This window comes from Janthinobacterium algoris, from assembly GCF_051380935.1.
Classification (GTDB): Bacteria; Pseudomonadota; Gammaproteobacteria; order Burkholderiales; family Burkholderiaceae_D; genus Janthinobacterium.
In genome coordinates, this window is sequence record NZ_JBNYXZ010000002.1 from 109158 (window position 1) to 134966 (window position 25809).

31 protein-coding genes are annotated in these 25809 nt (G+C 61.4%); 19 read left to right on the plus strand and 12 right to left on the minus strand.

The annotated features are described in order from the left end of the window. Nucleotides 1–94: 94 nt before the first annotated feature. The 3 genes from ACQ4W7_RS03395 to ACQ4W7_RS03405 all read left to right on the plus strand — a co-directional run bounded on the left by ACQ4W7_RS03395 (nucleotide 95) and on the right by ACQ4W7_RS03405 (nucleotide 2515). Entirely contained in the window at nucleotides 95–874 is a 780-nt protein-coding gene (locus ACQ4W7_RS03395) for a peptidylprolyl isomerase (protein WP_426071233.1), read from the plus strand. Nucleotides 875–991: 117 nt separating this feature from the next. After that, a complete protein-coding gene (locus tag ACQ4W7_RS03400) occupies nucleotides 992–1768 on the plus strand; it encodes a peptidylprolyl isomerase (protein WP_426071234.1) in 777 nt (258 codons plus the stop codon). A 66-nt stretch (nucleotides 1769–1834) separates the two neighbouring features. Beyond that, nucleotides 1835–2515, plus strand: a complete 681-nt coding sequence (locus tag ACQ4W7_RS03405) for a DNA alkylation repair protein (protein ID WP_436528444.1) — start codon at nucleotides 1835–1837, stop codon at nucleotides 2513–2515. Here ACQ4W7_RS03405 and ACQ4W7_RS03410 read toward each other — a convergent pair. Then, entirely contained in the window at nucleotides 2478–3170 is a 693-nt protein-coding gene (locus ACQ4W7_RS03410) for a TetR/AcrR family transcriptional regulator (RefSeq protein ID WP_436528446.1), read from the minus strand. The two genes, ACQ4W7_RS03405 and ACQ4W7_RS03410, sit on opposite strands and share 38 nt — an antisense overlap. A 107-nt stretch (nucleotides 3171–3277) precedes the next feature. On the opposite strand from ACQ4W7_RS03410, the gene ACQ4W7_RS03415 reads away from it, so the two are divergent. Beyond that, entirely contained in the window at nucleotides 3278–3976 is a 699-nt protein-coding gene (locus tag ACQ4W7_RS03415) for a DAPG hydrolase family protein (RefSeq protein WP_426071237.1), read from the plus strand. 9 nt (nucleotides 3977–3985) lie between these two features. Here ACQ4W7_RS03415 and ACQ4W7_RS03420 read toward each other — a convergent pair whose 3' ends face one another. Then, the gene (locus ACQ4W7_RS03420; RefSeq protein WP_436528448.1) at nucleotides 3986–4879 is read right to left on the minus strand and encodes a GNAT family N-acetyltransferase; all 894 of its coding nucleotides are present in this window, start codon (nucleotides 4877–4879) and stop codon (nucleotides 3986–3988) included. Nucleotides 4880–5056: 177 nt separating this feature from the next. Between ACQ4W7_RS03420 and ypfJ the strand changes: the two genes are divergently transcribed. Then, the gene (gene ypfJ / locus ACQ4W7_RS03425; RefSeq protein WP_436528450.1) at nucleotides 5057–5947 is read left to right on the plus strand and encodes a KPN_02809 family neutral zinc metallopeptidase; all 891 of its coding nucleotides are present in this window, start codon (nucleotides 5057–5059) and stop codon (nucleotides 5945–5947) included. Nucleotides 5948–5989: 42 nt separating this feature from the next. Here ypfJ and ACQ4W7_RS03430 read toward each other — a convergent pair whose 3' ends face one another. The 4 genes from ACQ4W7_RS03430 to ACQ4W7_RS03445 all read right to left on the minus strand — a co-directional run bounded on the left by ACQ4W7_RS03430 (nucleotide 5990) and on the right by ACQ4W7_RS03445 (nucleotide 10460). Next, entirely contained in the window at nucleotides 5990–6754 is a 765-nt protein-coding gene (locus tag ACQ4W7_RS03430; protein WP_436528452.1) for a substrate-binding periplasmic protein, read from the minus strand. After that, the gene (gene nadC, locus ACQ4W7_RS03435; RefSeq protein WP_436528454.1) at nucleotides 6754–7620 is read right to left on the minus strand and encodes a carboxylating nicotinate-nucleotide diphosphorylase; all 867 of its coding nucleotides are present in this window, start codon (nucleotides 7618–7620) and stop codon (nucleotides 6754–6756) included. Before nadC ends, ACQ4W7_RS03430 begins: the two co-directional genes overlap by 1 nt. Further along, nucleotides 7617–8750: a quinolinate synthase NadA gene (nadA, locus tag ACQ4W7_RS03440; RefSeq protein WP_436528456.1), complete on the minus strand. Its 1134-nt coding sequence runs from the start codon at nucleotides 8748–8750 to the stop codon at nucleotides 7617–7619. The genes nadC and nadA overlap by 4 nt, the downstream gene beginning before the upstream one ends. 111 nt (nucleotides 8751–8861) lie before the next feature. Beyond that, complete coding sequence (locus ACQ4W7_RS03445; RefSeq protein ID WP_436528458.1) at nucleotides 8862–10460, minus strand: ABC-F family ATPase; 1599 nt, start codon at nucleotides 10458–10460, stop codon at nucleotides 8862–8864. A gap of 210 nt (nucleotides 10461–10670) precedes the next feature. Between ACQ4W7_RS03445 and ACQ4W7_RS03450 the strand changes: the two genes are divergently transcribed. Then, nucleotides 10671–11219 carry a DUF2939 domain-containing protein gene (locus ACQ4W7_RS03450; RefSeq protein WP_436528460.1) on the plus strand — a complete coding sequence of 183 codons (549 nt, stop codon included), beginning with the start codon at nucleotides 10671–10673 and terminating at the stop codon, nucleotides 11217–11219. 156 nt (nucleotides 11220–11375) lie between these two features. Beyond that, entirely contained in the window at nucleotides 11376–12095 is a 720-nt protein-coding gene (locus ACQ4W7_RS03455; protein ID WP_436528462.1) for a hypothetical protein, read from the plus strand. A gap of 191 nt (nucleotides 12096–12286) precedes the next feature. On the opposite strand, the gene ACQ4W7_RS03460 is transcribed toward ACQ4W7_RS03455, so the two are convergent. From ACQ4W7_RS03460 to ACQ4W7_RS03470, 3 genes are all read right to left on the minus strand, one after another. Beyond that, nucleotides 12287–12973, minus strand: coding sequence for a DUF3334 family protein (locus ACQ4W7_RS03460; RefSeq protein ID WP_426071246.1), 687 nt, complete (start codon nucleotides 12971–12973; stop codon nucleotides 12287–12289). 305 nt (nucleotides 12974–13278) lie between these two features. Further along, on the minus strand, nucleotides 13279–13536 hold the full coding sequence (locus ACQ4W7_RS03465; RefSeq protein WP_436528464.1) for a DUF1488 family protein: 258 nt from the start codon (nucleotides 13534–13536) through the stop codon (nucleotides 13279–13281). A 15-nt stretch (nucleotides 13537–13551) separates the two neighbouring features. Then, entirely contained in the window at nucleotides 13552–14622 is a 1071-nt protein-coding gene (locus ACQ4W7_RS03470) for a sensor histidine kinase (protein ID WP_426071248.1), read from the minus strand. 256 nt (nucleotides 14623–14878) lie between these two features. Here ACQ4W7_RS03470 and ACQ4W7_RS03475 point away from each other — a divergent pair, with 256 nt between their 5' ends. The 11 genes from ACQ4W7_RS03475 (at nucleotide 14879) to ACQ4W7_RS03525 (ending at nucleotide 22605) form a co-directional block, all read left to right on the plus strand. Further along, nucleotides 14879–15196 (plus strand): hypothetical protein, encoded by a 318-nt coding sequence (locus ACQ4W7_RS03475; RefSeq protein WP_426071249.1) that lies wholly within the window; start codon nucleotides 14879–14881, stop codon nucleotides 15194–15196. A 112-nt stretch (nucleotides 15197–15308) separates the two neighbouring features. Further along, nucleotides 15309–16979, plus strand: a complete 1671-nt coding sequence (locus ACQ4W7_RS03480) for a DUF6138 family protein (protein ID WP_436528467.1) — start codon at nucleotides 15309–15311, stop codon at nucleotides 16977–16979. A 110-nt stretch (nucleotides 16980–17089) separates the two neighbouring features. Then, nucleotides 17090–17779: a hypothetical protein gene (locus ACQ4W7_RS03485; RefSeq protein ID WP_436528469.1), complete on the plus strand. Its 690-nt coding sequence runs from the start codon at nucleotides 17090–17092 to the stop codon at nucleotides 17777–17779. A 25-nt stretch (nucleotides 17780–17804) separates the two neighbouring features. After that, nucleotides 17805–18131, plus strand: coding sequence for a hypothetical protein (locus ACQ4W7_RS03490; RefSeq protein WP_426071252.1), 327 nt, complete (start codon nucleotides 17805–17807; stop codon nucleotides 18129–18131). Nucleotides 18132–18227: 96 nt separating this feature from the next. Beyond that, the gene (locus ACQ4W7_RS03495) at nucleotides 18228–18869 is read left to right on the plus strand and encodes a hypothetical protein (RefSeq protein ID WP_426071253.1); all 642 of its coding nucleotides are present in this window, start codon (nucleotides 18228–18230) and stop codon (nucleotides 18867–18869) included. 103 nt (nucleotides 18870–18972) lie between these two features. Beyond that, a complete protein-coding gene (locus ACQ4W7_RS03500) occupies nucleotides 18973–19833 on the plus strand; it encodes an alpha/beta hydrolase (RefSeq protein WP_436528471.1) in 861 nt (286 codons plus the stop codon). Between the two features lie 95 nt (nucleotides 19834–19928). Next, nucleotides 19929–20783 carry an undecaprenyl-diphosphate phosphatase gene (locus tag ACQ4W7_RS03505; protein WP_436528473.1) on the plus strand — a complete coding sequence of 285 codons (855 nt, stop codon included), beginning with the start codon at nucleotides 19929–19931 and terminating at the stop codon, nucleotides 20781–20783. A 57-nt stretch (nucleotides 20784–20840) separates the two neighbouring features. Then, nucleotides 20841–21410, plus strand: coding sequence for a manganese efflux pump MntP (mntP, locus tag ACQ4W7_RS03510; RefSeq protein WP_426071256.1), 570 nt, complete (start codon nucleotides 20841–20843; stop codon nucleotides 21408–21410). Between the two features lie 192 nt (nucleotides 21411–21602). After that, nucleotides 21603–21809, plus strand: coding sequence for a hypothetical protein (locus ACQ4W7_RS03515; RefSeq protein ID WP_426071257.1), 207 nt, complete (start codon nucleotides 21603–21605; stop codon nucleotides 21807–21809). A 165-nt stretch (nucleotides 21810–21974) separates the two neighbouring features. Then, a complete protein-coding gene (locus tag ACQ4W7_RS03520) occupies nucleotides 21975–22175 on the plus strand; it encodes a hypothetical protein (RefSeq protein WP_426071258.1) in 201 nt (66 codons plus the stop codon). A 184-nt stretch (nucleotides 22176–22359) separates the two neighbouring features. Further along, entirely contained in the window at nucleotides 22360–22605 is a 246-nt protein-coding gene (locus tag ACQ4W7_RS03525) for a hypothetical protein (RefSeq protein WP_426071259.1), read from the plus strand. A 20-nt stretch (nucleotides 22606–22625) separates the two neighbouring features. Here ACQ4W7_RS03525 and ACQ4W7_RS03530 read toward each other — a convergent pair whose 3' ends face one another. Further along, nucleotides 22626–22847: a hypothetical protein gene (locus ACQ4W7_RS03530; protein WP_426071260.1), complete on the minus strand. Its 222-nt coding sequence runs from the start codon at nucleotides 22845–22847 to the stop codon at nucleotides 22626–22628. Between the two features lie 145 nt (nucleotides 22848–22992). Here ACQ4W7_RS03530 and ACQ4W7_RS03535 point away from each other — a divergent pair, with 145 nt between their 5' ends. Continuing rightward, complete coding sequence (locus tag ACQ4W7_RS03535) at nucleotides 22993–23709, plus strand: SOS response-associated peptidase (protein ID WP_436528477.1); 717 nt, start codon at nucleotides 22993–22995, stop codon at nucleotides 23707–23709. Here ACQ4W7_RS03535 and ACQ4W7_RS03540 read toward each other — a convergent pair. Both ACQ4W7_RS03540 and ldcA read right to left on the minus strand, forming a co-directional pair. After that, the gene (locus tag ACQ4W7_RS03540) at nucleotides 23706–24884 is read right to left on the minus strand and encodes a DUF418 domain-containing protein (protein WP_436528479.1); all 1179 of its coding nucleotides are present in this window, start codon (nucleotides 24882–24884) and stop codon (nucleotides 23706–23708) included. The two genes, ACQ4W7_RS03535 and ACQ4W7_RS03540, sit on opposite strands and share 4 nt — an antisense overlap. A gap of 5 nt (nucleotides 24885–24889) precedes the next feature. Then, entirely contained in the window at nucleotides 24890–25807 is a 918-nt protein-coding gene (gene ldcA, locus ACQ4W7_RS03545) for a muramoyltetrapeptide carboxypeptidase (protein ID WP_436528481.1), read from the minus strand. Between the last annotated feature and the right edge of the window lie 2 nt (nucleotides 25808–25809).

A 25809-nucleotide genomic window follows, 5' to 3' on the forward strand; every position in this document is an offset into this window, starting at 1 on the left:
TCGGGGCAACTTGGTACGCCGCTTGCCGCAAGTGTCATGCACGCGTTTTCTTTCCATGCGTTTTTTACGAAACTTTCCCTAACAGGATTTAATAATGACTTTTAAGCCAGCCCGCTTGCTGATCGCACTACTCGCCGTTGTCGCGGTACCTGTTTTTGCGCAAAATGTTGCCGTTGTTAATGGCAAGCCTATCCCATCGTCGCGCGTTGATGCAGTCGTCAAGCAAGTCGTCGCCCAAGGCCAGCAACCGGATTCGCCGCAATTGCGCGAAATGATCAAGAAAGACTTGATCGGCCGTGAAGTGCTGATGCAAGAAGCGGAAAACAAAGGTTTCGGTAAAGATGCAGCCGTCAAGCAGCAAATCGAGAACGCGCGCCAGGCCATCGTCATCAACGCCCTGGTCGGCGACTACCTGAAAAAGAACCCTGTCAACGACGCTGAAATCAAGGCTGAATACGACCGCTTCGTGGCGCAGACCGGCGACAAGGAATACCACGTGCGCCACATCCTGGTGGCGACCGAAGCCGAAGCGAAAGACATCATCGCCAAGCTGAAAGGCGGCGCCAAGTTCGAAGAGCTGGCCAAGCAATCGAAAGATGCCGGCTCGGCCGACAACGGCGGCGACCTGGACTGGGCAGCCCCATCGTCCTTCCCGAAAGTGTTTTCCGACGCCTTCGTGAAACTGCAAAAAGGCCAAGTCACCGATACCCCTGTGCAAACGCCTAACGGTTTCCACGTGATCAAGCTGGACGACACCCGCGCGGCCAAGCTGCCGACCCTGGAAGAAGTCAAGCCACAGATCGCCGAAGCGCTGCAGCAAAAGAAACTGCAAGCGTATCAGGAAGAAATGATCAAAAAAGCAAAAGTTCAGTAAGAACTGACCTCCCCGGCGCCCTTTTCGGCGCCGGTCGTGTATTCTGCGCCTGAATGCGCACTGCACGGCAGTCGCGATCTTTTGTACCGGTTTTTTGTATACTTATTAGGAATGAACATGATTTTGAAGCCAGCCCGCCTGATCTTAGCCCTGGTCGCCGTTGTGGCGATCCCTGCGTTCGCGCAAAACGTAGCCACCGTGAATGGCAAGGCCATCCCATCGTCGCGCGTTGACCAGGTCGTCAAGCAAGTCGTTGCCCAAGGCAAGCAAGCCGATTCGCCACAATTGCGCGAAGCCATTAAAAAAGACCTGATCGGCCGTGAAGTGCTGATCCAGGAAGCCGACAAGCAAGGTTACGGCACGCGTCCGGAAATCAAGTCGCAAATCGACAATGCCCGTCAAAGCATCATCATCAACGCCCTGCTGGCCGACTACGTCAAGAAAAGCCCTGTCAAGGACGCTGAAATCAAGGCCGAGTACGACAAGTTCAAGGCACAGGCGGGCGACAAGGAATACCATGCACGCCACATCCTGGTGGCTACCGAAGCCGAAGCGAAAGACATCATCGCCAAGCTGAAAGGCGGCGCCAAGTTCGAAGAACTGGCGAAAGTATCGAAAGACGGTTCCGCAGCCAATGGCGGCGACCTGGACTGGGCTAGCCCTGCTTCGTACGTCAAACCATTCTCCGACGCCATGGTTGCCTTGAAACCAGGCCAGGTCACGCAAACGCCCGTGCAATCGCAATTCGGCTTCCACGTGATCAAGCTGGAAGAAACCCGTCCGACGAAGCTGCCGTCACTGGAAGAAGTCAAGGGTCAAGTGGCCGAGTCGCTGCAACAAAAGAAACTCGCCGCCTACCGCGACGAGCTGATGAAGAAGGCAAAAATCCAGTAATAGTGGATAAAGATGAAAAGGCGCTCCACGGAGCGCCTTTTTTACGCCTGGACATGGGAAAACAGCATGAACTTGCACGCGGAATTAAAAATCGCACTCGAAACGGCCGCCGACCCCACCCGTGCCGCGCCCATGCAGGCGTATATGCGCGACCAGTTCGTGTTCCTGGGCGTGGGTGCACCACAGCGCCGGCTGGCGGCCAAGGCCTTGCTGGCGAGCCTGAAGGGCATCGATCCGGGGACGCTACTGGAACACGCGCAACTGCTGTGGCAGCAGCCGCAGCGCGAGTACCAGCACGTGGCGCTCGACATGCTGGCCGTGCACGTGCGCCAGCTGAGCATCGATCATCTCCCCGCCCTGCTGGCACTGGCGCGCCAGCGCGCCTGGTGGGATAGCGTCGACGGCATGGCGGGCGTCGTCGGCGACGTGCTGCAGGCGGAACTGCGGCGCGGCGGCGATGGCCATGCGCACATGGACGCGGCCTTGCGCCACGACGACTTCTGGCTGCGCCGCATCGCCATGCTACACCAGCTGGGCTGGCGCGCTGACACGGATGCCGCTTGGCTATTTGACGCGGCCCTGGCGCTAGCGCATGAAGACGCGTTTTTCATCCGCAAGGCCATCGGCTGGGCCTTGCGCGATTACGCGCGCCACGCCCCCGAAGCGGTGACGGCGTTTGCCAACGCGCACCGCCAGCAGTTATCGCCGCTCAGCTACCGCGAAGCGTTGAAGCACCAGCTACGCTGAACCCCGACCCGCCCAGCAGGCGCAGCGCGGCGTCGATGCGCGGCGCGGCATCCCAGGCTGGCACCGGTGCCAGCAAGCCCAGCGCCATTTGCCGCAGAGGCTCGGCGATCACCATGGCCAGCAGCAAGCCGGCCAGTTCGTACCCATCATGCCCATCCTGCCCATCCCGTAGCAGCAGATGGCCGCGCGCCGCCTGACGCTGCAACCACTCGGCCAGCAAGGCCGTGCCCCGCTCGATGCCGTTGCGTTGATACACGGCCAGCAAGTCCGCGCGCGCGGGAAATTGCGTGCACAGCAGGCGGAACAGGCCGACAGCATCGGCCGTCAGCACGCGCGCCGCCATCGCCTGCAATACCTCTTTCAAAAGCGGCAAGACCTCGCCAGGCGCGGCCGCATCGTGCGACATGGCCGGCAGGTAAGCATCCGTCCAGCCGCGCACCACCAGGGCGACGAGGTCCTCGCGGTTGGCTGCGTACTGATACAGCGACTTCTTTGCCATACCCGCATGGCGCGCCACCGCTTCCATGGTCGTGGCCGCATAGCCCTCGTGCAGCAGCAGCCAGGTGGCCGCCTGCACGGCCGCTACGCGTGCCTCCTCGGGCGGCCGCGCCGGACGGCCCCGTCCACGCAAGGCCTTGCTTTCTTCTTGCTGCATGCCAGCTCCAGTCTTGATCGTTGAACAATTCTACACTAAAACATATTAAAGAAACGTTTATCGTTTCTTTAATATATAATTGTCGCACCCTAACAAAGGAGAACGACATGACGAAGCATATTGAATTCCCATGGAGCATCACCAGCACGGGCGACTTGCTCGACCCGTTTCCCCTGCACCTGGAAACGGGCATCACTCGCCTGGATAATGGCTGCCTGCTGGTGGCGGCGCGCACGGAGCTGCACGGCTGCAGCGGGCGCATGCTGGACTGGTGGTTTACGTTTTTCGAGACGACGCAGCACATCAAGTGGTGGCATCCGCACGACCACGTGGCGCACCATGGCTGGAACAGCGCGTGGAAAAAGGGAGAGAGTTACTACGGCGCCTCGATCGAAGCGGTGGAATCCCTGGGCGACATTCCGCCCGTGAAAGCCAAGCTGAAGTTCCACGATCCGGAAGACGTGTTTGATCCGGCGCAACTGCAACAGGCAAAGGACAGCGGCGCCCTGTCGGCCGCCATCTGCGCGCGCATCGGCTTTGGCGAGCATGTGCAGCTGGACCCGCAGGGCGACCCGCTCGACGGCGAAATGCTGCACCTGACGCGCGACACGCCCACGGGCTGCGTGCTGCGCAGCCGCTTCCTGCTGGGTCGTAACAGCCTCGATCCCGTGCGCGATGTGCCTGACGTGCTGGGTCTGAATTTGCTGCGCCATTGCTACAGCGAATTTACCTATTTGTCACGCTTCCTGCCCTCGCTGTATTACGGCGAGCATGCCAACGGGGAAAAGGCCCCGCTGCCCTGGTAAGCCGGCGGCTCACAGCCGCTTGTGCATCCGCGCCAGCGGCAGTTTGATGTCATCGGGCAAGTCCAGATGAAACTCTTCAGTAACGGCGAAGCCGCTGGCCAGGTATAGCGGCACGCCGGGCAAGGTGGCGGCCAGTTCCAGCGCACTGAAACCGGCGCCCAGCGCCTGCCGTTCGCAATGGCGCATCAGCATGCTGCCCAGGCCCTGGCGGGCGGCTGCGGGCTCCACAAAGAAGGCGCGGATGCGGCCCGGCTGGCTGGCCGGATCGAGCAGCAGGTCAGGCCCGCTCTTGGCGCGATCGGCGCCATACAGGGTGGCGCGCTGGCTCCAGCCACCACAGGCCAGCATGGCGCCATCGCGTTCGATGACGAAGTACGTCCGGTCGGCAAGCAGTTGCGTATCGACGCCGAATACATGGCGCGTCACGGCCTCGGCCTGCTCTTCACTATAAAACCCGGCGCTCAGTGCCACGCCGGAGCGGGCGATCAGTGCGTTCATTTGCGGCACGTCGGCCGGCAGCGCCACGCGCAGGCTGGTCAAGGCGCCAAAGCTGAACCAGGCACGCGCGATGCGTCCCTGCTCCACCTCATAGCTCGCCACCAGTTCCTGCGCGGAAACACCGTCCGGCGTGTCGCCATGCACGATTTCATGGTCGATCACCAGCTTGCCGCAGGCGATGCGGTTGAGCAACTGCGCTTGCGGCTTGCTGGCGGCGAAACGGGCCGTGAAACGGGGACCGATTTGCGCACTGCCTGCGGCCAGCAAGGTAGCGGGATGCTGGAATTGCTGCGCATCATCGGCGTAGATGGCCAGCAGGGCCGGCACGTCGTGTGCGTTATACGCGTCCAGTTGTGCCTGGACCACCGCCGTGGGCGAAATGCGTGTATCGTTGGCAAGCGCCATGCGTGCACCTGTTGTGGTGTGGTTGGAAAGTTGCAAAGCGTAACACTGTCGCCCCTGTCGCGGCGCAGTTTGCTGCGATAATTATAAGAGTCGTTATAAGACTCGTTATAAGATTCGTCGCAAGAGGCATTTTCAAACGTCACCAATCAATCGCAAATCGCAGCAGGAGTAGATATTATGAAATGGGATGGCAATCGCGAAAGCGACAATGTGGAAGACCGCCGTGGCGAAGACGGTGGGGGCGGCGGCGGTGGCGGCTTTGGTTTTGGCGGCCGCTCGATCGGCATCGGCACCATCGTAATCGCCCTCGTCGGCTCGTATGTGCTGGGCGTCAATCCCCTGACCTTGCTGAACCTGCTCAGCGGCGGTGGCGGCCAGGTCAGCACCCAGCAAAGCCAGGCACCCGCGCGCCAGCCGCCCGAATCGGACGAGATGGCCCGCTTCGTGAAAACCGTGCTGGCCGATACGGAAGACACCTGGGGCGCGCTGTTCAAGGCCGAAGGCGGCAGCTATGTGAAACCGAAGCTGGTGCTGTTCTCCGGCAGCACGCCGACGGCCTGCGGCACGGGCCAGAGCGCCAGCGGGCCTTTCTATTGCCCCGGGGACCAGAAAGTCTACCTGGACCTCGAATTCTTCAAGCTGATGCAGCAGCGCTTCAAGGTCTCGGGCGAATTTGCCGAAGCCTATGTGATCGCTCATGAAGTGGGCCACCACGTACAGAACCTGCTGGGCTTATCCGAGAAGGTCGACAAGGCGCGCCGCACGCAATCGGAGCGCCAGGCCAACGCCATGTCCGTGCGCCTGGAATTGCAGGCCGACTGCTTTGCCGGCGTGTGGGCGTATCACGCGAACCAGGACCGCAAGATCCTGGAACAGGGCGACGTGGAAGCGGCCCTGAAAGCGGCCACGGCCATCGGCGACGATGCGCTGCAGCGGCAGTCGCAAGGCCATGTCGTGCCGGACTCGTTTACGCACGGCACCTCGGAACAGCGCGTGCGCTGGTTCAGCAAGGGCATCGAGAGCGGCCAGATTGCACAGTGCAATACGTTTGAGGCGCGCCAGCTGTAATGCAGGCAAAGCAAGCATGCCGCCTGGTCTGGCGGCATGCGCTCAGGGCATGCCGACGTCGTAGCGCTTGCCCAGTCTTTTTAGTTCGCCTGTCTCGATCAGGCCATTCAGTTCCTGGTCAAACTGCAGGCGCAACTTGTCAAAGGCGGGCGAGCGGGGAAAGGCAAAATAGCCGTTCTGTATTTCGATGACTTTGGGCAGGGGTTTCACCTGGCGCCCATAGCCGAGGCGGGCAATCACGGGGTCGGTGTTGCGGCGGTTGCTGACGAACACGTCGACGTGATTGTGCACCAGCATCTTCAAGCCATTTTCCACATTGTTGGCCACGCTGACCTGCAAGCTGGGCCGCACACGCTCCCAGTCCGCGCCGTAGGCCCAGCCGTTGAGCAGCACCACCCTGCGCTGCTTCAGCACGCTGTAATCGCCATCCCAGCCAAAACTGGCGTCCTGGCGCGTATAAAAGACCATCTGGTCCTGGTAAAACGGCTTGTCGGAAAACCCCATGCTGGCAATGCGCTCGGGCGTCTTGTAGGGGCCGATCAAGATATCGGCCTGGCCCTGCACCAGCATGGCTTGCGCGCGCGCCCACGGCACCATGCGAAAACGCACGGTATGACCCGTGCGCGCCGCCATCAGGCGCAGCAATTCCGCGCCCAGTCCGCCATATTCGCCGCTCTCCTGATACTCGAACACGCGCTCGAACTGCGCACCCACGGCCAGCAGCTCGCGCGCCTGCACCGGCAAAGGCACGGCGAATGCCGGCCACAGCAGCGCCAAGGCCAGCAGGCGCCGCCCCGCTCTACCCATCAGCCGACGATGCGCAAGGAGTAATCGGTGGCCCGCACATCCTTGGTCAGGCTGCCGATCGAGATGCGGTCCACACCTGTTTCGGCAATGGCGCGCACGGTATCGACATTGATGCCGCCCGACGCTTCCAGCAAGGCACGGCCCTCCGTCAGGGCCACGGCGGCGCGCATCATCTCGTTGCTGAAGTTATCCAGCAGCACAGACACGGCGCCCGCGTCCAGCGCTTCCTGCAATTGCGCCAGGGTTTCCACCTCGATTTGCACGGGCACGCCCGCGTCGAGGTTGCGCGCGTTTTCCAGGGCCTGGCTGACGCCGCCAGCGGCCGCGATATGGTTTTCCTTGATCAGGATGCCGTCGTACAGCGCCAGGCGCTGGTTCTTGCCGCCGCCGACGCGCACCGCATACTTTTGCGCCAGGCGCAGGCCAGGTAAGGTTTTGCGCGTGTCCAGGATGGATGCCTTGGTGCCGGCAATCACATCGACATACTGGCGCGTGGCCGTGGCGACCGCCGACAGCAGTTGCAGGAAATTGAGGGCGCTGCGCTCGGCCGTGAGCAAGGCGCGCGCCGGCGCCTGAATCGTGCAGACGACGCTGTCGGCCGTCATCCTGTCGCCTTCGGCGTAATGCCAAGCGATATCGATGCTGCGATCCAGGCTTTTCATGATGCCTTCGAACCACGGTGCGCCGCACAGCACGGCTGCTTCGCGCACGATGACGCGGGCCGTGACGATGTGGTCGGGCGGCACCAGCTCGCCCGTCAGGTCGCACTGGCCCACGTCTTCCAGCAAGGCGGCCAGCAGATTGCCTTCGAATGCGCGCGCCAGGGCGGCATCGAAAGGGGCGAAAGAATTAACGAGGGTACTCATGCTGGACCGATTCCTTGGAACAATGTGGTTTCTTTTGCCAGGTCCGCGCCCGGCTTGAGGCCCGCCTTCTTGGCGGCGGCGAAGTCAAGCATGCGATTGATCGAGCGCACGGCCAGCTGGCCGACTGCGGGATCGACGTGGATTTCGTTGTGCATGTTTTCCAGCGTTTGCGCCAGGTTCAACAAGCCATTCATGGCCATCCACGGGCAATGCGCGCAACTCTTGCACGTGGCGCTGTTGCCGGCCGTGGGCGCTTCGATGAAGCGTTTGCCCGGCGCGGCCGCGCGCATCTTGTGCAGGATGCCGTTGTCGGTGGCGACGATGAAGGTATCCGTGTCCATGGTTTGCGCTGCCGCAATCATTTGCGACGTCGAGCCCACCATGTCGGCCAGCGCCACCACGTTGGCGGGCGATTCCGGATGTACCAGCACCTTCGCTTGCGGATACTCTTCCTTCAGCAAATCGAGTTCGATGCCCTTGAATTCATCGTGCACCAGGCAGCTACCCTGCCACAGCAGCATGTCGGCGCCCGTTTGCTTCTGGATATACGAGCCCAGGTGTTTATCGGGCGCCCAAAGGATTTTCTTGCCCTGCGCATGCAGGTGGGCGACGATGTCGAGACCGATGGACGACGTCACCATCCAGTCGGCGCGCGCTTTTACAGCCGCGCTGGTGTTCGCATAGACAACGACCGTACGGTCCGGATGGGCATCGCAGAAAGCCGTGAATTCGTCCACCGGGCAGCCGAGGTCGAGCGAACAGGTCGCGTCGAGGTCGGGCATCAGCACGGTTTTCTCGGGACTGAGGATCTTCGCCGTTTCGCCCATGAAACGCACGCCGGCCACGACCAGGGTTTTGGCCGGATGGTCTCGCCCGAAGCGGGCCATTTCCAGGGAATCGGAGACGCAGCCGCCCGTGGCTTCGGCCAGGTCTTGCAGGTCAGCATCAACGTAGTAGTGGGCAACGAGCACGGCTTCGCGCTCGATCAGCAGGCGCTTGATGCGCGTGATCAGTTCGGCTTTTTCAGCCGGGGACGGCGTCGCTGGCGTGCGTGCCCAGGCGTGGGCAGTGCAGCTGGTTCCGTCTTGTGGATGTTCATATTCGACGGATTTAATGGCTAAAGTTTGCATGGCGTAGGGTAGCTGGGTGAGAATACACGATGGCATATCGGCAGACCGATTGCCCAGCCTGCGACACTGCATGCCGGAAGCGCTGCATGCGCCATCCGGCAACCCATCGAATTAATCGATGCCTTGGCTCTTCAAATAATCTTCGTAATTACCGCTGTAATCGACAATGCCGTCTTCCTTGATCTCGATGATGCGGTTGGCCAGCGACGACACGAATTCGCGGTCATGCGAGACGAAGATCAGGGTGCCCGCGTATTTTTCCAGCGCAATGTTCAAGGATTCGATCGATTCCATGTCCATGTGGTTGGTCGGTTCATCGAGCATCAGCACGTTGTGGCGGCCCAGCATCAGCTTGCCGTACATCATGCGGCCTTTTTCACCACCGGACAACACCTTGACAGCCTTTTTCACATCGTCGCCGCCGAACAGCAAACGGCCCAGGATGGAACGCACGGCCTGATCATCGTCGCCCTCTTTCGTCCACTGGCCGATCCAGTCGGTCAGGTTCGTGTCCTTGGCGAAATCTTCCGTCGGGTCTTGCGGCATGTAGCCGACGTTGGCGTTTTCCGCCCACTTCACGCGGCCCTGGTCTGGCTGCAGGCCGGCGATCTCGCCTGCGATGCAACGCAGCATGGTGGTCTTGCCGGCGCCGTTGGCACCGATGATGGCGATGCGCTCGCCCGCTTCGACCATGATGCTGAAATTCTTGAACAGCTGGCGGTCAAAACCTTTCGAGATATTCTCGACTTCCACGGCCAGGCGGTGCAATTTCTTTTCGCCGTCGAAACGCACGAACGGATAGGCGCGCGACGATGGCTTGATGTCGTCGACCTTGATTTTTTCGATCTGCTTGGCGCGCGATGTCGCCTGGCGGGCCTTGGATTTGTTGGCGGCGAAGCGGCGCACGAATTCCTGCAGCTCGGCAACCTTGTCTTTCGCTTTAGCGTTGTTGGCCAGCTGCTGGTTGCGCGCCTGGGTCGAGGCGAACATGTATTCGTCGTAGTTACCCGGGTAAATCTTCAGGGTGCCATAGTCCATGTCGGCCACGTGGGTGCACACCTGGTTCAGGAAGTGGCGATCATGGGAAATGATGATCATGGTGGAGTTGCGCTCGTTAAGCACGTCTTCCAGCCAGCGAATCGTGTTGATGTCCAGGTTATTCGTCGGCTCGTCGAGCAGCAGGATGTCCGGGTTCGAGAACAGCGCCTGCGCCAGCAGCACGCGCAGCTTCCAGCCTGGCGAGACATTGCTCATCGGGCCTTGATGCAGCTCAATGGCGACACCGGCGCCCAGCAGCAGTTCGCCCGCGCGCGATTCGGCCGTGTAGCCGTCGTATTCGGACACTTTGCCTTCCAGATCGGCCGCCTGCATGTAGTCGTCGTCAGTCGCTTCCGGATTCGCGTAGATCGCGTCGCGTTGCTGGATGGCGGCCCACATTTCCGTATGGCCCATCATGACCACGTCGAGCACGCGCATGTCTTCAAAGGCAAATTGATCCTGGCGCAGCTTGCCCAGGCGCTCGTTGGTATCGAGCATGACGTTGCCGCCCGACGGGTCGAGGTCGCCGCCCAGGATCTTCATGAACGTCGACTTGCCGCAGCCGTTGGCGCCGATCAAGCCATAGCGGTTGCCGTCGCCGAACTTGACGGAGATATTCTCAAACAATGGCTTGGCGCCAAACTGCATCGTAATATTTGCTGTAGATAGCATGTGATATTGGGTCTTTATTCAGTTAAAACAGCTAGTTAAGTACTTTCCTTCCATTATACAGCACCCACCCTCATCACTCTATAGTGGTCCGCCATGGGCGACCGGAATGTATGCGGAGAAATAATGGCAAGAAAATATGATTGCCGCATTTTAATTTAGCGGATACGCTGCGTGACATCCGTTTTCTACCCTCCACCTCACAGGCTTCACTTGAAAAAAATCACTATCGCCGCGGCCGTGGCCGTCATTGCCGTCGCCGCCACCGCCTACGCTTCGCCGTACTACGCCTTGCACCAGATCAAGACCGCCCTGGCCGAACGCAACGCCGAGGCTCTGGCCACACACGTGGACTTCCCCGCCTTGCGCGCCAGCGTCAAGGCTCAGCTGGAAAGCAATATGGCCCGCAGCATCGAGGCAACAGCCGGCAGCGACAATCCCTTGGCCGCCCTGGGCCAGTCGATCGCCAACGCCATGCTGGGCAAGATGGTCGACACCATGGTCTCGCCCGCTGGCGTCGTTGCGCTGGTCAACAAAAGCGCCGTCGGCCCGCAAGCGGGAGCGGATGCAAGTGCGGATGCCCCGGCCGATGGCGCGCAGCAAAAGGCCGACTATTCGGCGAGCTATGCCGGCGTGAACACCTTCGTCGTGCGCGCGAAGGATGGCAAGGCACAGGAAGGCGCACTGGTCCTGCTGCGCCATGGCGTATGGGGCTGGAAACTGAGTTCGATTGAGCTGGCGTCAGCAGTTGCCGGACGGTAAGACAACTGCGGCGGCATGTCATCAGACCGGCGTGCCGCTGCTGTGTAAAGTGGCTAACGCACCGGAATGTCAAGACCCGCTTGGTTGTACACGCGTTTATCGCTACACTCGAGCGTCGCGTCGCACGCCGTGCCAGATAAACATCCATGAGGTTGTATGCTGACAAAATATGTTCTGACACTGGGCTTGGGCCTGTGCTTCGCCAACTCGGCCCTGGCTGCCGGCCCGATTAATGCAGAACAAGTCGAGCGCAGCCATTCTGTCGCCTCGCGCATGCAGGCGGAAACGTCCAGCGCCGCCGATCCGGATGCCCCCGCGCTGCTGCCCGTGCCCAGCGACATTTCGCTGGCCGAGCTGGAGCGCCGCTGGGCGTTGGGACAGGCGCAGGCCGAAGAAAAACACTTTAGCAGCGCGCTCGACCCGGCCGCGCTGACGGCCCTGGCACAGCAGATGGAGTGCCACGATATCGTCGGCACGCAGCCGTATGGCTTCCCGCAGGATCAAGCGCACCCCACTGTGCTGAGCGGCGCACACCTGTTGGCGCGCTGCCCGGACAGGGCCTACGTAACGATCACGGCGATGTCGATGGCAGGCAAGACGGGCAAGCGCGTCACGATTTCGCCGCAAGCGTTCAAACAGACGGTGGATGGCAGGCCCGCGCGGCGCCTGTATTACAAGGCGCCCAACGGACGCCAGAAGGAATCGCTGACCATCGTCGATGGCAGCTATGTGTATGCGCTCGAGTACTGGTCGCTCGATGCTGGCAAGCAGGCCGGCATCGCGGGAGAACGGCGGCTGGAAAAAGTATCTTCGTTGCCCCGCGCCCAGCCTCGCGGCGGCGCGCACGAGGTGTTGGCATGGCCGGAAATGAAATAAGCAATGATCGCCTCCCTGTGCCACATATTCTTTGACATGGCTTCAGGCAAGGCCCTTGCGTGGATCGGCGGCCAGCTGTTTGTTGTGTTTGGTATTCTGGGGGGGGGATATATTTTTGCCAGCCAGCTTGCGCAAGGCAAACATCATCGACTAGCGGCGGCAAGCATGCCGCCGCTAGTGGCGAAGCCCGTTTACATGCCCAGGGACTTGAGCAGGTCGGCGTTGTCGTCGTCTTCCGGTTCCACTGCCGGCGCGGCGTCGCGTTCGCGGTTCGCGTATTCCGTATCCATCAGCGAGTCGGCATCGACTTCGCGCGAATCGAAATCGTGCAGCTTGATGAACTCGGTACGGTCGATCGCCAGTTCCAGATAGAAAATATTGTTCTTTTCCGTGTAGAAGGTGACGCGGCGCATTTCCGGGCGGTCCAGCGGCGTGTCGACGCTGAGCATCACCTGCTTGTTCAGCACCAGCATCTTCGGCTGGCTCTGGGTGATGTTCGTTTGCAGTTCGCGTCGCACCTTGCCCGTGAAGTCGCCCACGATCTGGTTCATCAGCTCGCCCATGATGTTCGACACTTCGTCCGACGTGTAGAAATTGGCCAGTTCCGACTTCGGCATGCCCATGTGCAACATGTAGCGCTCGTAGATTTCCATCGCCGTATCGGCGGCAAAATTGAGCACCACCAGGCCCGTGAAACCGCCATCGAACATCACGAAGCAACCGATGTCCGGCTTCAGGCCGGTCTTCGTGATGCGCTGCACCATGCCTGAATAATTGACTCTGCTTTGCGTTGCAACGTTGAGCACCCGAACCACCGAGTTGCACAAACTCATCAACAAATCTTCTGTACCGTACACAACATCCTTTTCTGCATCCATGAGCAACCTCTCCTACTATTTTAAGATGACAGCACTGTTTCCCCGCCCGTCGCGAGCCGAAACACGATAGTTTCGCTCAGCAAGCGGACGACGTCACCTTTGCATGCCTGACCTTGCCTAGCCGTGCGAGCCGCGTTGCCGCTGACACGAACCGCCCTCTTACTTTTTCTGTATAGAAATAAGTATCAGATGCGCAGAATACCCAGATGTAACATTTCCGTCCAGCCATACCTGCATTTACTTGACGATCTGTGCGGAAATACCATATCTGGGCTGAGCATGGGCATCGGCACAGGAAATAGTAACTAAAAATCAAGTGCCCGCAAGACCACGCTGCTGACCAGCAGATCGCGGCTCAGATATGCGAAGGCGCGCTGGCCGATGCGCAGCCGGTGGATGTCGAAGATGGCCAGCAAGTCACCGCCCTGACTCTGGTCCAGGCTGCGCAATGCGGTCACGGTAATGCGGCAAGACTTTTCAACCCCAAAAACAGCCAGATGGAAGCGGATAGCGTCGCCCGCTGGCTCGAGTGCGATGCTGTCGCGCAGGATGTCATAAGGCATGGCCGCCGCGCCCGTTCATATGGCCAACGTGGCGACAGCCCCGACATGCAGGGGCAGGTCGATGATGAAGACACAGCCATGACCAGGCACGCTTTCCACGCTCAAGCTGCCGCCATTTGCTTCCACACTGCGCCGGGCAATCGACAGCCCCAAGCCCAGGCCCGTCTTGTTGGCGCCGCCTTGCGTAAAGGGCAAAAACAAGTCATCTGCGGCCTGCGGCGACAGGCCGACGCCATTGTCTTCCACTTCGATCCTGATCCGCTCGCCGTTCGCATACGCGCGCAGCACCACCGTGCCACTCGGCGCGGCAAACTTGAAGGCATTCTGCAGCAGGTTCCCCACGGCACAGAGTAGCAAATCCTTGTCCGCATCGAGCTGCAGCAAGGGAGCGACCTCTTCCACAATCAAGGTGCAACGTAGCAATTCCGCTTCCAGGTTGGCCGAATGGCTCAATTCACTGATGAGGTTGCTCAAGAAGAAAACCGAGCGCTGCAAGGTCAGGCCCGCCTCCACCCGCACTTCCGCCAGCGAGCGGTCGATCAGCGTCCGCAAACCCACGAGGCTGCGGTCGAGCACAGCCCCAGTCGCACCCGCCACGCCCATGCTGCCCTGTTTCAGCGCGGCGACGGCCAGGCTGGCCGTGCCCAGGTGATTGCGCAATTCATGGGCAAAATAGCCGATGCGCTGGCTCAATGCCAGTGCCTGCTCATTCGCAATGAGCACGTCACGCCGCTGGGTAAATTCGGAAACGGCTTCGGCAATGCCATTGTCGAGGCAACGGTTCAGCGTCCTGAATTCCTCAACAGCAAATTGCTCGTCCAGCGCTACGGCAAGATCGCTGACGGCCTGGCACAGGTCGCCATAATCGTGCACCACCTGGCTGACGGAATAGCCCAGCGCCAGCAACTGCCCGCCATGCGTGGTGGCGCTGTCGGCCAGTTCCGATGTCGCCAGCGCATTGCCATCGGCGGGGCCGGAAATGGCCAGGCTCTTCGCCATCTGGCCCTCCTCCTCCGCCTTCAGAGTGCGGATCAGCTGATCCAGGAAGATGGGTATGCCATGTTGCAACTGTTGATCGGTCGGCAATCGCAACGGCCTCTTGGCAACTTTATCTCGGCAACGGCGCTCCAGCTCGGCGCGATTTTCAGCTAGGAATATATGCATCATGGCGTTTCCAGCAATCTCAATGATTAAGAATAAACAAGCCTAGCGTGGTGAGCTGGCAAGTACCGTCTGCTACCGAACATAGTCGCGCGCAAGCCCGCCTGGCGCCGTGCAGCGCACGCGCCGACCGTCTCCCTGTGCTATTGTCATCAGATACATAACCAAGCAGGTGCTACGCATGCAAAACATCGTTACCAGCGTTTCGTTCCGCTACATCGATCCGCGCCAGAAGGAACCGGGGCCGAGTAGGGAATTCATCAACCAGAACATTCTGCTACCGCCGGGCGCCCATTTGCCGCGCATAGGCGAAGCCATCGAACTGATGCATTGGGACTTGAACCGCGACATGAAATCCGGCGTGTATTCGGTCCTGTTTGTCCACACGCGCATCGCCTTGTTTGATGGCAAAGACAAGCCTTCCGGCTGGCACACCACGATCACCGTGGGGCCGCAGTCCGACGACATCGACGCGCGCTTCCTCACCGCCCCGTCCTGACAACCGTGCGGCCCTTGTTGCGGCCAGGCTTGAGCACCTAAAATAGTGCTTTATATTAAACATGACCGTGACGGCAGCCGGTGGCGCTGTCACGCACGATGCAGGGAAGTCAATGAACACACTTTTAGCGCAGGCAACGGCGGAAATGATGGCGGCCGTGGAGGCGTGGTTTGTCGAGCGCCTGAAGCGTACCGACCTGGAAGCCGCCGTGAACCGGACCACCTTGCAGATGGGTATCTTTAATGATTTTTTGCTCGACTACAAACCCGGACGCACGACGGCCGACGATTTCCATCTGACTGATACCGATGAGTTCGCACCAAGGACGCCATCGCGCCTGGATGAAGCCGTCGTGCGCGACACCATCGCGCCCCAGCTGGCTGCCATGGTACTAGCGAAGCTGGAGAAACTGGCCGACACGCCCCTGATCGACTATCGCTTCAGCTTTCGCGGCAAATTCCAGACGGCACAGGGCAAGCTGCACCTGAAGCTGATCGACTACGTCAACGAAGGCAAGCGCCAAACCTTGCTCGAGCACATACACACTTACATCACGCAAAAACTGGAGCGCGGCAGCAGGCCGACAAAAAAGCTGGAAACGTTTTTCCTGACGCGCCACCTACTCGATCCTTACCTGTTTCCGCAGCCCGATATCGCCTGGACGATTGCGCAATTCGAACGCATAGAGCAGTTGAACAAGTCACGGCCGCAGGCGCTGGCAGAACATCGCAGCGATATCATCCAGGCCGTGTCGGCCTGGGCGGAGCAGCAATTTCTGCCGCAGTTCTATGATGTGCAGCAATCGGCCTATTGCAGCACGAAATACACCTTGAAAACGGGCGCGGCGCCCGATACGCAAGCGCTGCAGCCGATCGATCTGCTGCTGTATGGCGCCGTGATGATATTGCGCCACGAACCGAGCTACGCCAAATCAAAGGGCCTCAAGTTCCTGGAAATTGCCCGCGAACTGGGCAGCGAACGGGCCGTGCGCATGCTGTCAGAAGGCAGCGGCAGCTTCCCCGATGCCGACATCCATATAAAAAATGCACTGCTGGAATGCCGCGCCAACGACGTGTTTGCCACGATCAACATCAGCATCTTCCGGGAAGAAGAAGACGCGTATGCGCAGGCGCTGGCGTTCATCACGCGTCTGCTGAACAACGGTTTCCCGAAAAGCTACCAGATCAAGCTCAAATCGAAGGTGAAGCAATATCTTCCCTTGAAAGGACTGGCCAAATCCGATACGCACCGCTTCTTTGCCAACGCCCTCGCCTGGCCTGGCCTGCAGCCGCAGCTGGAAGCATATGCGCGCGCGGCCATCGAGCAATTCGAATTCTATGCCGACACGGAAGGTGAAAAAAATTGCATGCCCGGCAGCTATGCCACGTTTGGCCTGGGCTTGCTCGACGCGCGTTATTTCCCCCTGGTACAGCACTACATGGCCAACGTCGACGAAGAGCATCAATCCGTGCAGGATCAGTTTACGGCCGCCTTCGCCGAACAACATGGCGTCACGCACGACTCCGCTCCCGTGCTGGCAGCGTGTCTGCGCGCATGCACGGATAACGCAAAAATCAGGATCCAGGTGGCACTGGAGGAGGTGGAGAAACTGGAACTGTTCTGCCAGCAACTGCAGGGCCTGGAAGGTTATCTGGTGGAGCACATGCTGTATCCGATCTGGGGCAAGCTGGAAAAACTCGCGGCCCTGGCCCGCAAGGCGCATGGCCGGCGCAAGGAGCTGCTGCTGGCCTTGCTGGCAGCGGCGAGCAGGGCGGACGCTTGAGGTCACTACGTTATGTGCGCAACGTTATGACTTTCACCATATACAATGCGCGCGCCAGAATTACTGCAAAATATCTTTTGGCGCCTGACATCGAATCGTGGAGAAAATACATGCATCAAACACAAGAAATATCGCGCGCTGCGCTGTTGGCAGCAAGCTTTGCGGCTGCCGTGGCGCTGGCCCAACCCGCCATCGCCGCCGAAACAGCCGTCGCACTGGCCCCGGTCGAGGTGGCCAATCTGTACATCAAAACCATCATCAACAAGGATGAAGCCAGCGTCGCCAAGCTCAACGCCTACCTGCGCCCCACCCGCCTGGCGGGCCACCAGAGCGCCGAATATGCGTCGTACAGCGGCTTGAAGGAAGCGGACGCCAAGTTCCCGACGGAAACCGGCAAGCTGATCGCCGACCTGTTCCCGACCGCCATGCAAGCAGCCGTGACCCCGGCCGCCGAACTGCTGGCCGCGAATGTCATCGCCGCCAAGAATGGCGCCGTGTGCCAAGCCACCAAGGCGGACCCGGTGACGGTGGAAAACGGCATGCAGACGGCCGCCGTCAGCTTCGAATGCCAGGTCGTCAAAGTGCCAGTGGCATGGGCGGCTGCCGCCCAGCAACTGGCCAAAAGCGGCTGCAAGGTCGAGCAATGTACAGCCGGCCTGAAAAAAATCGCCGCAACCTACACCAGTGCGCCGAAGCAGACCTGGCGTGCCGTGTTTGCCGTCAGCCGCGAAAAGAACTCGGAAGCCTGGCGCAACGATTTCGCGCGCGAAACATTCGATGAAATCTGGGATTACCTGTAATCCTGGCGTCATTTAGAATGGCCGGATGAACAAATTTACTCCGGCCCCACAGCCCGCAGGCCTGGCCCTGCTGCGCCTGATTGACCCCGAGCATGTGGAAGGCGCGCTGGTCAAGCAAGTACTGGCACAGGACCTCGCCAGCCTGCACGGCAAGCAATTGCTGGCGCTGCTGCGCCGGTTGCGCGCCGCCCAATCCAACCAGCACGATTATGCAGGCGCCAGCCCAGCGCAGGCCGAGCAGCAGTTCGGCGCCGCCATCGCCGCCGTCAAGGCTGAGCTGGCCACACGCCCGCACATTCTCAACAAGCAGGAAGCCAAGGCGCTGCGCCAGGCGGCGGCAAAGAAGCGTTAAGCGAGGCGCAAGCGGCCAGCCAGCCGTGCGCGCCAGCACGCCGCCCCCCTCCTATAATCGGAGACTCTCGTGTTTCCGCTATTGAAAGGCCACTCCATGTCCACACGTTTTTCCCGCCACGCACTCGGTTGCGCCATGCTTGCTTGCTCCGCCCTCACCGCCATGCAGGCGGCCCATGCCCGGGAGACGGGCCCCATCGACGCGCGCGCCGTGTGGACGGAACGCTCGCTGTCGGCCTGCCGCAGCGAGCAATCGCATACCGCGCCCGACGTCTGCCTGCTGCGCACCATGCAGCGCGCCGGCGCGCGTCCACAAGCCATCGCCGCCGCCAGGATGCTGGTCAAGGCAAACAAGGCGGGCTTCATCTCCGCCTGGCGCCCGCTGGGCAAAGTGGCCTTGGCTACCGTCACCTATCCTTTCCGCGCCAACACGAATGAAGGCAGCCTGCTGATCGGCAGTGATGGCGCGGCCATCGACGTTGACGAGGATTCCGTGCGCGAGGAAGACCGCGCCACGCCCGCCTGGCGTGCGTTTGCCGCCGCCCACCCGGACGCCGTGGCTTTTGCCCCCGCCGATTTCGTCGGTAGCACGGCCACTGGCGATGGCGGCCAGCGCCTGCTGTTTTCCACGCCCCTGAAGAGCTGCCATGCCTGCGCCGACGATGGCGCGCTGCTGGTCGCCTATACGGTGGACAAGGCGGGCGTCGTGCTCGAACGGGAACTCTTGACGATCAAGTAATCAAGTAAGGCCGCGTCAACGATAAAATGGATAAGATAGAATTGCCTGATGGCATGTCTATACAAGTACACGCCATCAATCCAACTACTTGTCCCAGGAAAACATGCGCCGCTCTTGCCTTGCACTGCACCTTACCGCCGCCCTGCTGCTGTCCAGCCCCTTCCACCTTGCCCAAGCCGTACCGACCGCTACCGCCGGCGCGGCCACGCCGCTCGTCATCGGCGAAAGTTTCAGCATCGATTCGCAGGCGCTGCAGGAAGAGCGCCACATCAATGTGTACATGGCGCGCGCCTGGGATACGCCACCCGATGCCCCATTGCCTGTGCTGTACATGCCGGACGGCGGCGTGGCGGAAGATTTCCTGCATGTGGCCGGCTTGCTGCAAGTGTCGGTGGCGAATGGCACGATGCGCCCTTTCATGCTGGTCGGCATGCAAAACACGCAGCGCCGGCGCGATTTGACGGGGCCGACGGACAGTGCCGAAGACCGCAAGATCGCCCCCGTGGTGGGCGGCGCGTCCGCTTACCGGGCTTTCATCCGCGATGAACTGATGCCGGAAGTCAAACGGCGCTACCGCACGACGGGCGAAACGGCCATCGTCGGCGAATCGCTGGCGGGCCTGTTCGTGGTGGAAACGTACCTGCTGGAGCCGCAACTGTTCGACCATTACCTGGCGTTCGACCCCAGCCTGTGGTGGAACCATGGCGCCCTGCCGCGCCAGGCGGCAACCCTGCTGGCCAAGGGCAGGCCAGGCAGGCACAGCCTGTACCTGGCGTCCAGCAGCGAGGCGGGCATCGCAGTCGAAGTGCAACGCCTGTCCGAAGTGCTGGAAAAACAGGCGCCGCCCGGCTTGCAGTGGCATCAGGAAAAGATGCCGGAAGAAAGCCATGGCACGATCTATCACGCGGCTGCCTTGAAGGCGTTCCGCGCCGTATTCAAACCGCCGTTGCCGGTCAGCCAATAAAACATGGACAAACTGTAATCTGCTGCAGGACGCGCCCGCCGTAGCGGGCGGGTAAAATCGGCGGCCCATCTTGCCCCGTCTGAGTCCAGATTCCCATGAGCTTTTTGCAATTACTTATTCTTTCCATCGTCCAGGGCTTCGCCGAACTGCTGCCCGTTTCCAGCTCCGCCCACGTCATCATGGCGGAAAAATGGATGGGCCTGGACCCCACATCGCCGGAGCTGACCATGCTGCTGGTGATGCTGCACACGGGCACCATGTTTGCCGTCATCGTGTATTTCTGGAAATCCTGGCGCGCCACGTACTTCCGTTCGGCCACCGCCTTCCGCAGCAATGTCCTGCTGCTCGTGGCCGCCACGGCCCTGACAGGCCTCGTCGGCTTTGGCTTGCTGAAGGGCATTACGCACATCATGAGCAAGGATGCGCCCGGCTTTGAAATCGAGCACCTGTTCGGCAACGCCAAACTGATGGCCGCCGCACTGGCCGCCGCCGGCGTGCTGATCATCGTTTCCTCGCGCCTGCAAGCGCGCCAGCACGGCACCTTGTCCATCGGCAAGGCGATGGTGATCGGCGCCGTGCAAGGCCTGTGCCTGCCCTTCCGGGGCTTTTCCCGCTCGGGCGCCACCATTTCGGCCGGCATCGCCATGGGCGTGCCGCAGCGCCGCGCCGAGGAATTCAGCTTTGCCCTGGCCGTGGTGCTGACGCCCGCCGTGCTGCTCAAGGAAGGCTGGCGCTTTTACCAGGCCGTGGCAAATGGCAGCCTGGACCATCTGGAGCACGGCAACAGCCTGCTGCACCTGCTCGGCCCCAGCCTGCTGGGTATGCTGCTATCCTTCCTGGCCGGCTTGCTGGCCCTGCGCTGGCTGTCGCGTTGGCTGGAACAGGGGCGCTGGCATTTCTTTGGCGCGTATTGCCTGGCCGCTTCCATGGTCGTGTTGTACGTAGGGTAAAATCGCCGGGTTTCTTAGTTTATACACATCCCAGCCAGGTTTTACAGAAAGCCAACGATGAATTTCGCCGCCACCGCCGCCCTCTCCCTTGCCATGTCCACCGATGCCTTTGCGGCCGCCGTGGGCAAGGGCGCCGCCCTGCACAAGCCGCAATGGCGCGAGGCGCTGCGCACGGGCCTGATTTTTGGCGTCATCGAAGCCATCACGCCCATCATCGGCTGGGCCCTGGGCAGCGTGGCAGCGCCCTACGTGGAAGCATGGGACCACTGGATTGCCTTCAGCCTGTTGGGCATCATCGGCCTGTTGATGATACGCAATGCCCTTTCCGACGCCGACGAGGAAGAAGCGCCGGCCCAGTCGCACTCGTTCTGGGTGCTGGCTGTCACCGGCCTGGCCACCAGCATCGATGCCATGGTGGTGGGTGCGGGCCTGGCTTTGCTGGGCGCCAACATCGTCGTGACGGCCGCCGCCATCGGCTTTTCCACCTTCGTCATGGTCACCCTGGGCGTGATGCTGGGCCGCGTGCTGGGCACGGTGGCGGGTCGGCGCGCCGAACTGGTGGGCGGCCTGGTGCTGATCATCATCGGCTGCGTGATTTTATACGAGCATCTCGGCCATCCGGCCTGAGGCCTGGGCCGGCGCGAAATGAAGATAACTTTACAATCCAGGTTGACGTGCGGACACACAGCGTTCCGCCTGGCGTCATGATCGCCGCAACGCAGACCTGGCAGGCGCGCACGCCACGGCGACCGGCGTGGACAAACGCGCACTTTGTGCTACATTCATAACTCTGCATTCCTGCCTCGCAAGGTGACCATCATGGAAACTCTGGAGTTGCTTTTTGCCTCGCTGGTGCGTGAGACGGCAGAGTCGATACGCGACCACCACGTCCCTTTTGCCATCAAACACGACGAGCGCGCCTATTTCGAGTGGATGGACGAGCACCCGATCAATGGCTATATCCAGGAAGCATATCGGGAGATCGAGGAAACGGCCCAGCAAATCCGCGCCATTCGCGCGGGGTGAGGACGCTTGATGCAAGCAACTGCGCGGGGGGCTTTGCGGCTGGCGATGCTCACCGCACTTCAGTGCGGTTGTGCTTCTCAGCCACACATCCCCTCCGCTCGCTACGCTTGCAGCAAACATCGAGACAGGTCTGGGCCACGACAATCAGGTCTGGAGGCGGGAGACATGGATCAGCAACAAAAACACCAGATCGGGGGCTATGAATTTCATGTGGCGGGGACGCTGGAGAAGGATGGGCGCTACAGGGGGAAGATTTTAATCAGCAAGCGCGGCGATACGCAACAGGTGTATGCCAAGCCCGTACTGATTGAAACGCTCAGCAGCTTCAAGTCCGTGCATGCGGGATTGATCGAGGCATCGGCGTAGGCCCAAGAACTCATCTATAACGGCGCCATCAAGGCGCTGCTGCCGGCCGAGGCGCCGGCTGGCTGCAAGCAGGCGCCACAGCCGCCTGACCTGCTTGGCAATTAAGACTACGCAAGGCCATGAGCGGCCCAGCCCAGGCGGATGGCGCGTATAATCGCGTTCCCCTTGCCTAGAGTGCGTCACCATGGAATATGTGAATTTACCGCTGGTCTTCCTGATCGGCTGCGCCCTGATTGCCTTGCTGGCCAAAAAGAAGGGTTACTCGTGGTACCTGTTTTTCTTTGCCATCGCCGTGCCCGCGCCACTGTTACTGCTGGCCCTGCCGCACGTGCTGGGTGTGGAGACGGCTTCCTTGACCGGCGTACGCTTGGCCGCCAGCCTGCTCTTCCCTGCGGCAGGCTTGCTGCTGGCCTTGCGGCGCAAAAGCTGACGCAGCGCGCAGCCGCGCAGCTAACGTGCCGGCACCCCATCGGCAAGGCGCCAGCCGACGGACAGCGCCAGTTGCTGCGCCTCTTTTTCATTGCTGCAATCATCGTAATCGCAGGTATCGGCATACGCGCCGCACGCCTGGTTCTGGCTGACATACGAACCGACCCAGCGGCCATCGCGGCGCTGGCTGGCCGTGGCACTGATGGTAAAACCTTTGTGGATGGTAGGATTTTCAAAAGACATATTTCCTCCGGTGCAAGAATAGCGCCAAGAATCTGACAGGCCTCCACTCTGCGCCACACGCGGGCCGCAGTCTGTACGTTGGCCCACATCCACGCCCAGCGCGTGCCAGCCCGCGTGCGCCGTGGCGATCGGGTATGATTTCAGCATGTGTGGACGATTCGATCAAAATGACACGGCGCGCATGCTGGCGTCATCCTTCGGCTGGACCGACGCGGTGTTCGACAGCGAGGCCGAGCCACACCTGAACGTCTCGCCCGGCACGTACCGGCCCGTGCTGCATATCGAGGACGGCGTGCACCGGGTCAACGACGTCTTCTGGGGTTACCGTCCCGCCTGGGCCGCGCAGGCCGTGCCCGCGCCCGGCAAGAAAAAAATCCCCATCGCCATCAATGCACGGCTGGAAAAACTCGCCGGCGCGTATTGGAAGTCGCTACTGCGCGCGGGGCGCGGCATCGTCTGCGCCAATGGCTGGTATGAATGGACGGGTGAAAAAGGCAGCAAGCAGCCGTGGCACATCCACCGCCGCGACCGTGCGCGCCTGTTCCTGCTGGTGCTGGCCCAGTTTGGTCCCTACAAGCACAACCGCGAGGAAGCGGGCTTCGTGCTGGTGACGGCCGACAGCCTGGGCGGCATGGTCGACATCCACGACCGCCGCCCCGTGGCCGTCAGCCTGGAAGACGCACACCGCTGGCTGGATCCCGCCTTGTCGCCTGAGCAAGCGCTGCACTTGGCGCGCACCTGCATGCTCGACGTGGAACTGTTTGAATGGCATGCCGTGGATAATCCCCTCGTGCCCACGGCCAAGGCCAAGGCGCCGCCGCCGGCATCGCCGCAAGGCGCGTTTGACTGGGGAACCAATTAAGGCAAGCGCGCCAGGCGGCGCCACAGCGCTTCCACCGGTCCCTGGCGGAAATAGCGCAGCCAGTAGCGGCTGAGCATCACCTGCCCCGCCATGATCGCTACGGCCAGCCACAGCATCTCGGCGGGACGCAGCCTGGCGCCCCAGCCCAGGCCCGGCCCCTGCAGCAGCCAGGTGCCGATCAACGATTGCAGCAGATAATTGCTCAGCGCCATGCGTCCCACGGGTGCCAGCCATGCGCCCAGCCAGCGCAACATGAAGGGACCGGCCAGCATCAGCGCCGCCACGTAGCCGGCCGCCAGCACAGGGCCGCCGGCGAACAGGCCCACTTCGAACAAGGCCGTATCGAACACGGTTTGATAGGGATCAGCCACCTGCCACGCGACGGCGCCCGCCGCCAGCAGGTTGAACGGCAAGCCCACGCCGAATCCCACGGCACGCACGCGGCGCCACAGGCGCTGGTGGCGCTGCGGCTGTGTCAGCCAGCCACAACGCACGGACAAGATACCCAGCAGGAACAGCACGATGATATGCGGCAGCATGACGGTGGCGTACAGCAAGGACGCGAGGAAATCGTTGGCGCGCAGCTGGGCCACGGCCCACGCGCTACCTTGCGTGTAGATGGCATAGCGCTCCGCAAAACTGTGCAGGTCGCGCGCGATGTCCGCTGCGCCGCCCTGCTGGCCCACTGGAATGAGCAAACACATGAACAGTAAAAAGCCGCCCGCCACCAACCAGGCGAGGTTGCGCACGCGGCTCAGCCTGGCGGCTGCCAGCGGCAGGATCAGCATGCCGGCGACGGCATACGAGGTCAGCACGTCGCCGCTCCAGATGAGGAAACCGTGCAGCAGGCCGAACACCAGCAGCCAGCGCAAACGGCGCCGGTAGGCGGCTTGCGCGGCCTCCCAGCTGCCCAGCTGGCGTTTCAGGGAACGTGTCTGCAGGGCAAAGCCGGCGCCGAACAAAAAAGCAAAGATGGGGTAAAACTTGAATTGCGCCAGCGCCGCCACACCGAATATGACGAGCTGGTCCAGTACGGGCGGTTGCGCGGGCAAGGTGCCATAGCGCAAGGACAGGCTGCCCCAGGCGAACGACCAGATATTCACCAGCAAGATGCCAAACACAGCGATGCCGCGCAGCACATCGAGCTGCAGCAGGCGTCCGGGTTGGGCGCTCACGGCTTTCAGGGGCGCAACAAGGTGGGGTAATCGCCCACCTGCAGGCTGAAGCCGGACGCATCCGATTGCAGCCGCGCCTGGCCGCCGAACGGCAAGGTAACCCGACGGCGGATATGGCCGAACGCGAGTCCCGTCAGCACGGGCACGGGCAGGCGCTGGCGCACATACGCCAGCATGGCGTCGACATCGTAGCCCTTGTCCATGGGACTCAGTTTGTAGCCGGAAAAGTCACCGAGCACCACCGCTTGCTGGCTGCCAATGACGCCCGCGTGCAGCAATTGCAGCAACATGCGCTCGACCCGGTACGGATGTTCGTTGACATCTTCCAGGAACAAAATACCGCCGTCAATCTGCGGGAAATATGGCGTACCCAGCAAGTGCACCAGCATGGCCAGGTTGCCGCCCCATAATTTACCCGTGACCTCGACCTGCGGATTGCCCGCTGCCGTGCCCGTGACCGTGTGCGTGGGGCCGGCCAGGCACGACCACAGCTGATCGAGCGTAAATTGCTCAGGTTCGTCGCGGGTGAAATCGTCGCAAATCATGGGGCCGGCAAAGCTGGCGCAGCCAGTTTTCGCCATCAATCCCATGTGGAAAGCCGTGAAGTCGCTGTAGCCGACAAACAGCTTGCGGCTGTCAGCCATGGCCTGGAAATCGATCTCGGGCAGGATGCGGCTGATGCCGTAGCTGCCGCGCAAGGCGATCACCACTTGCACGGCCGGGTCGGCAGCTGCGGCATCAAGCTGCGCCAGGCGCCCCGCATCCGTGCCGCCGAAGCGCTGGAATGTGTGCTCGGGGTCGTAGTAATTGTGGATGGTGGCGCCTTGCGCCTGCAAGCGGGCGATGCCGCGCGCCACGGCCGCTTCATCGGGCGCGAAACCGCCCGGCGCCACAATGGCGATGCCAATCTCAGGTGTCTTCAAAA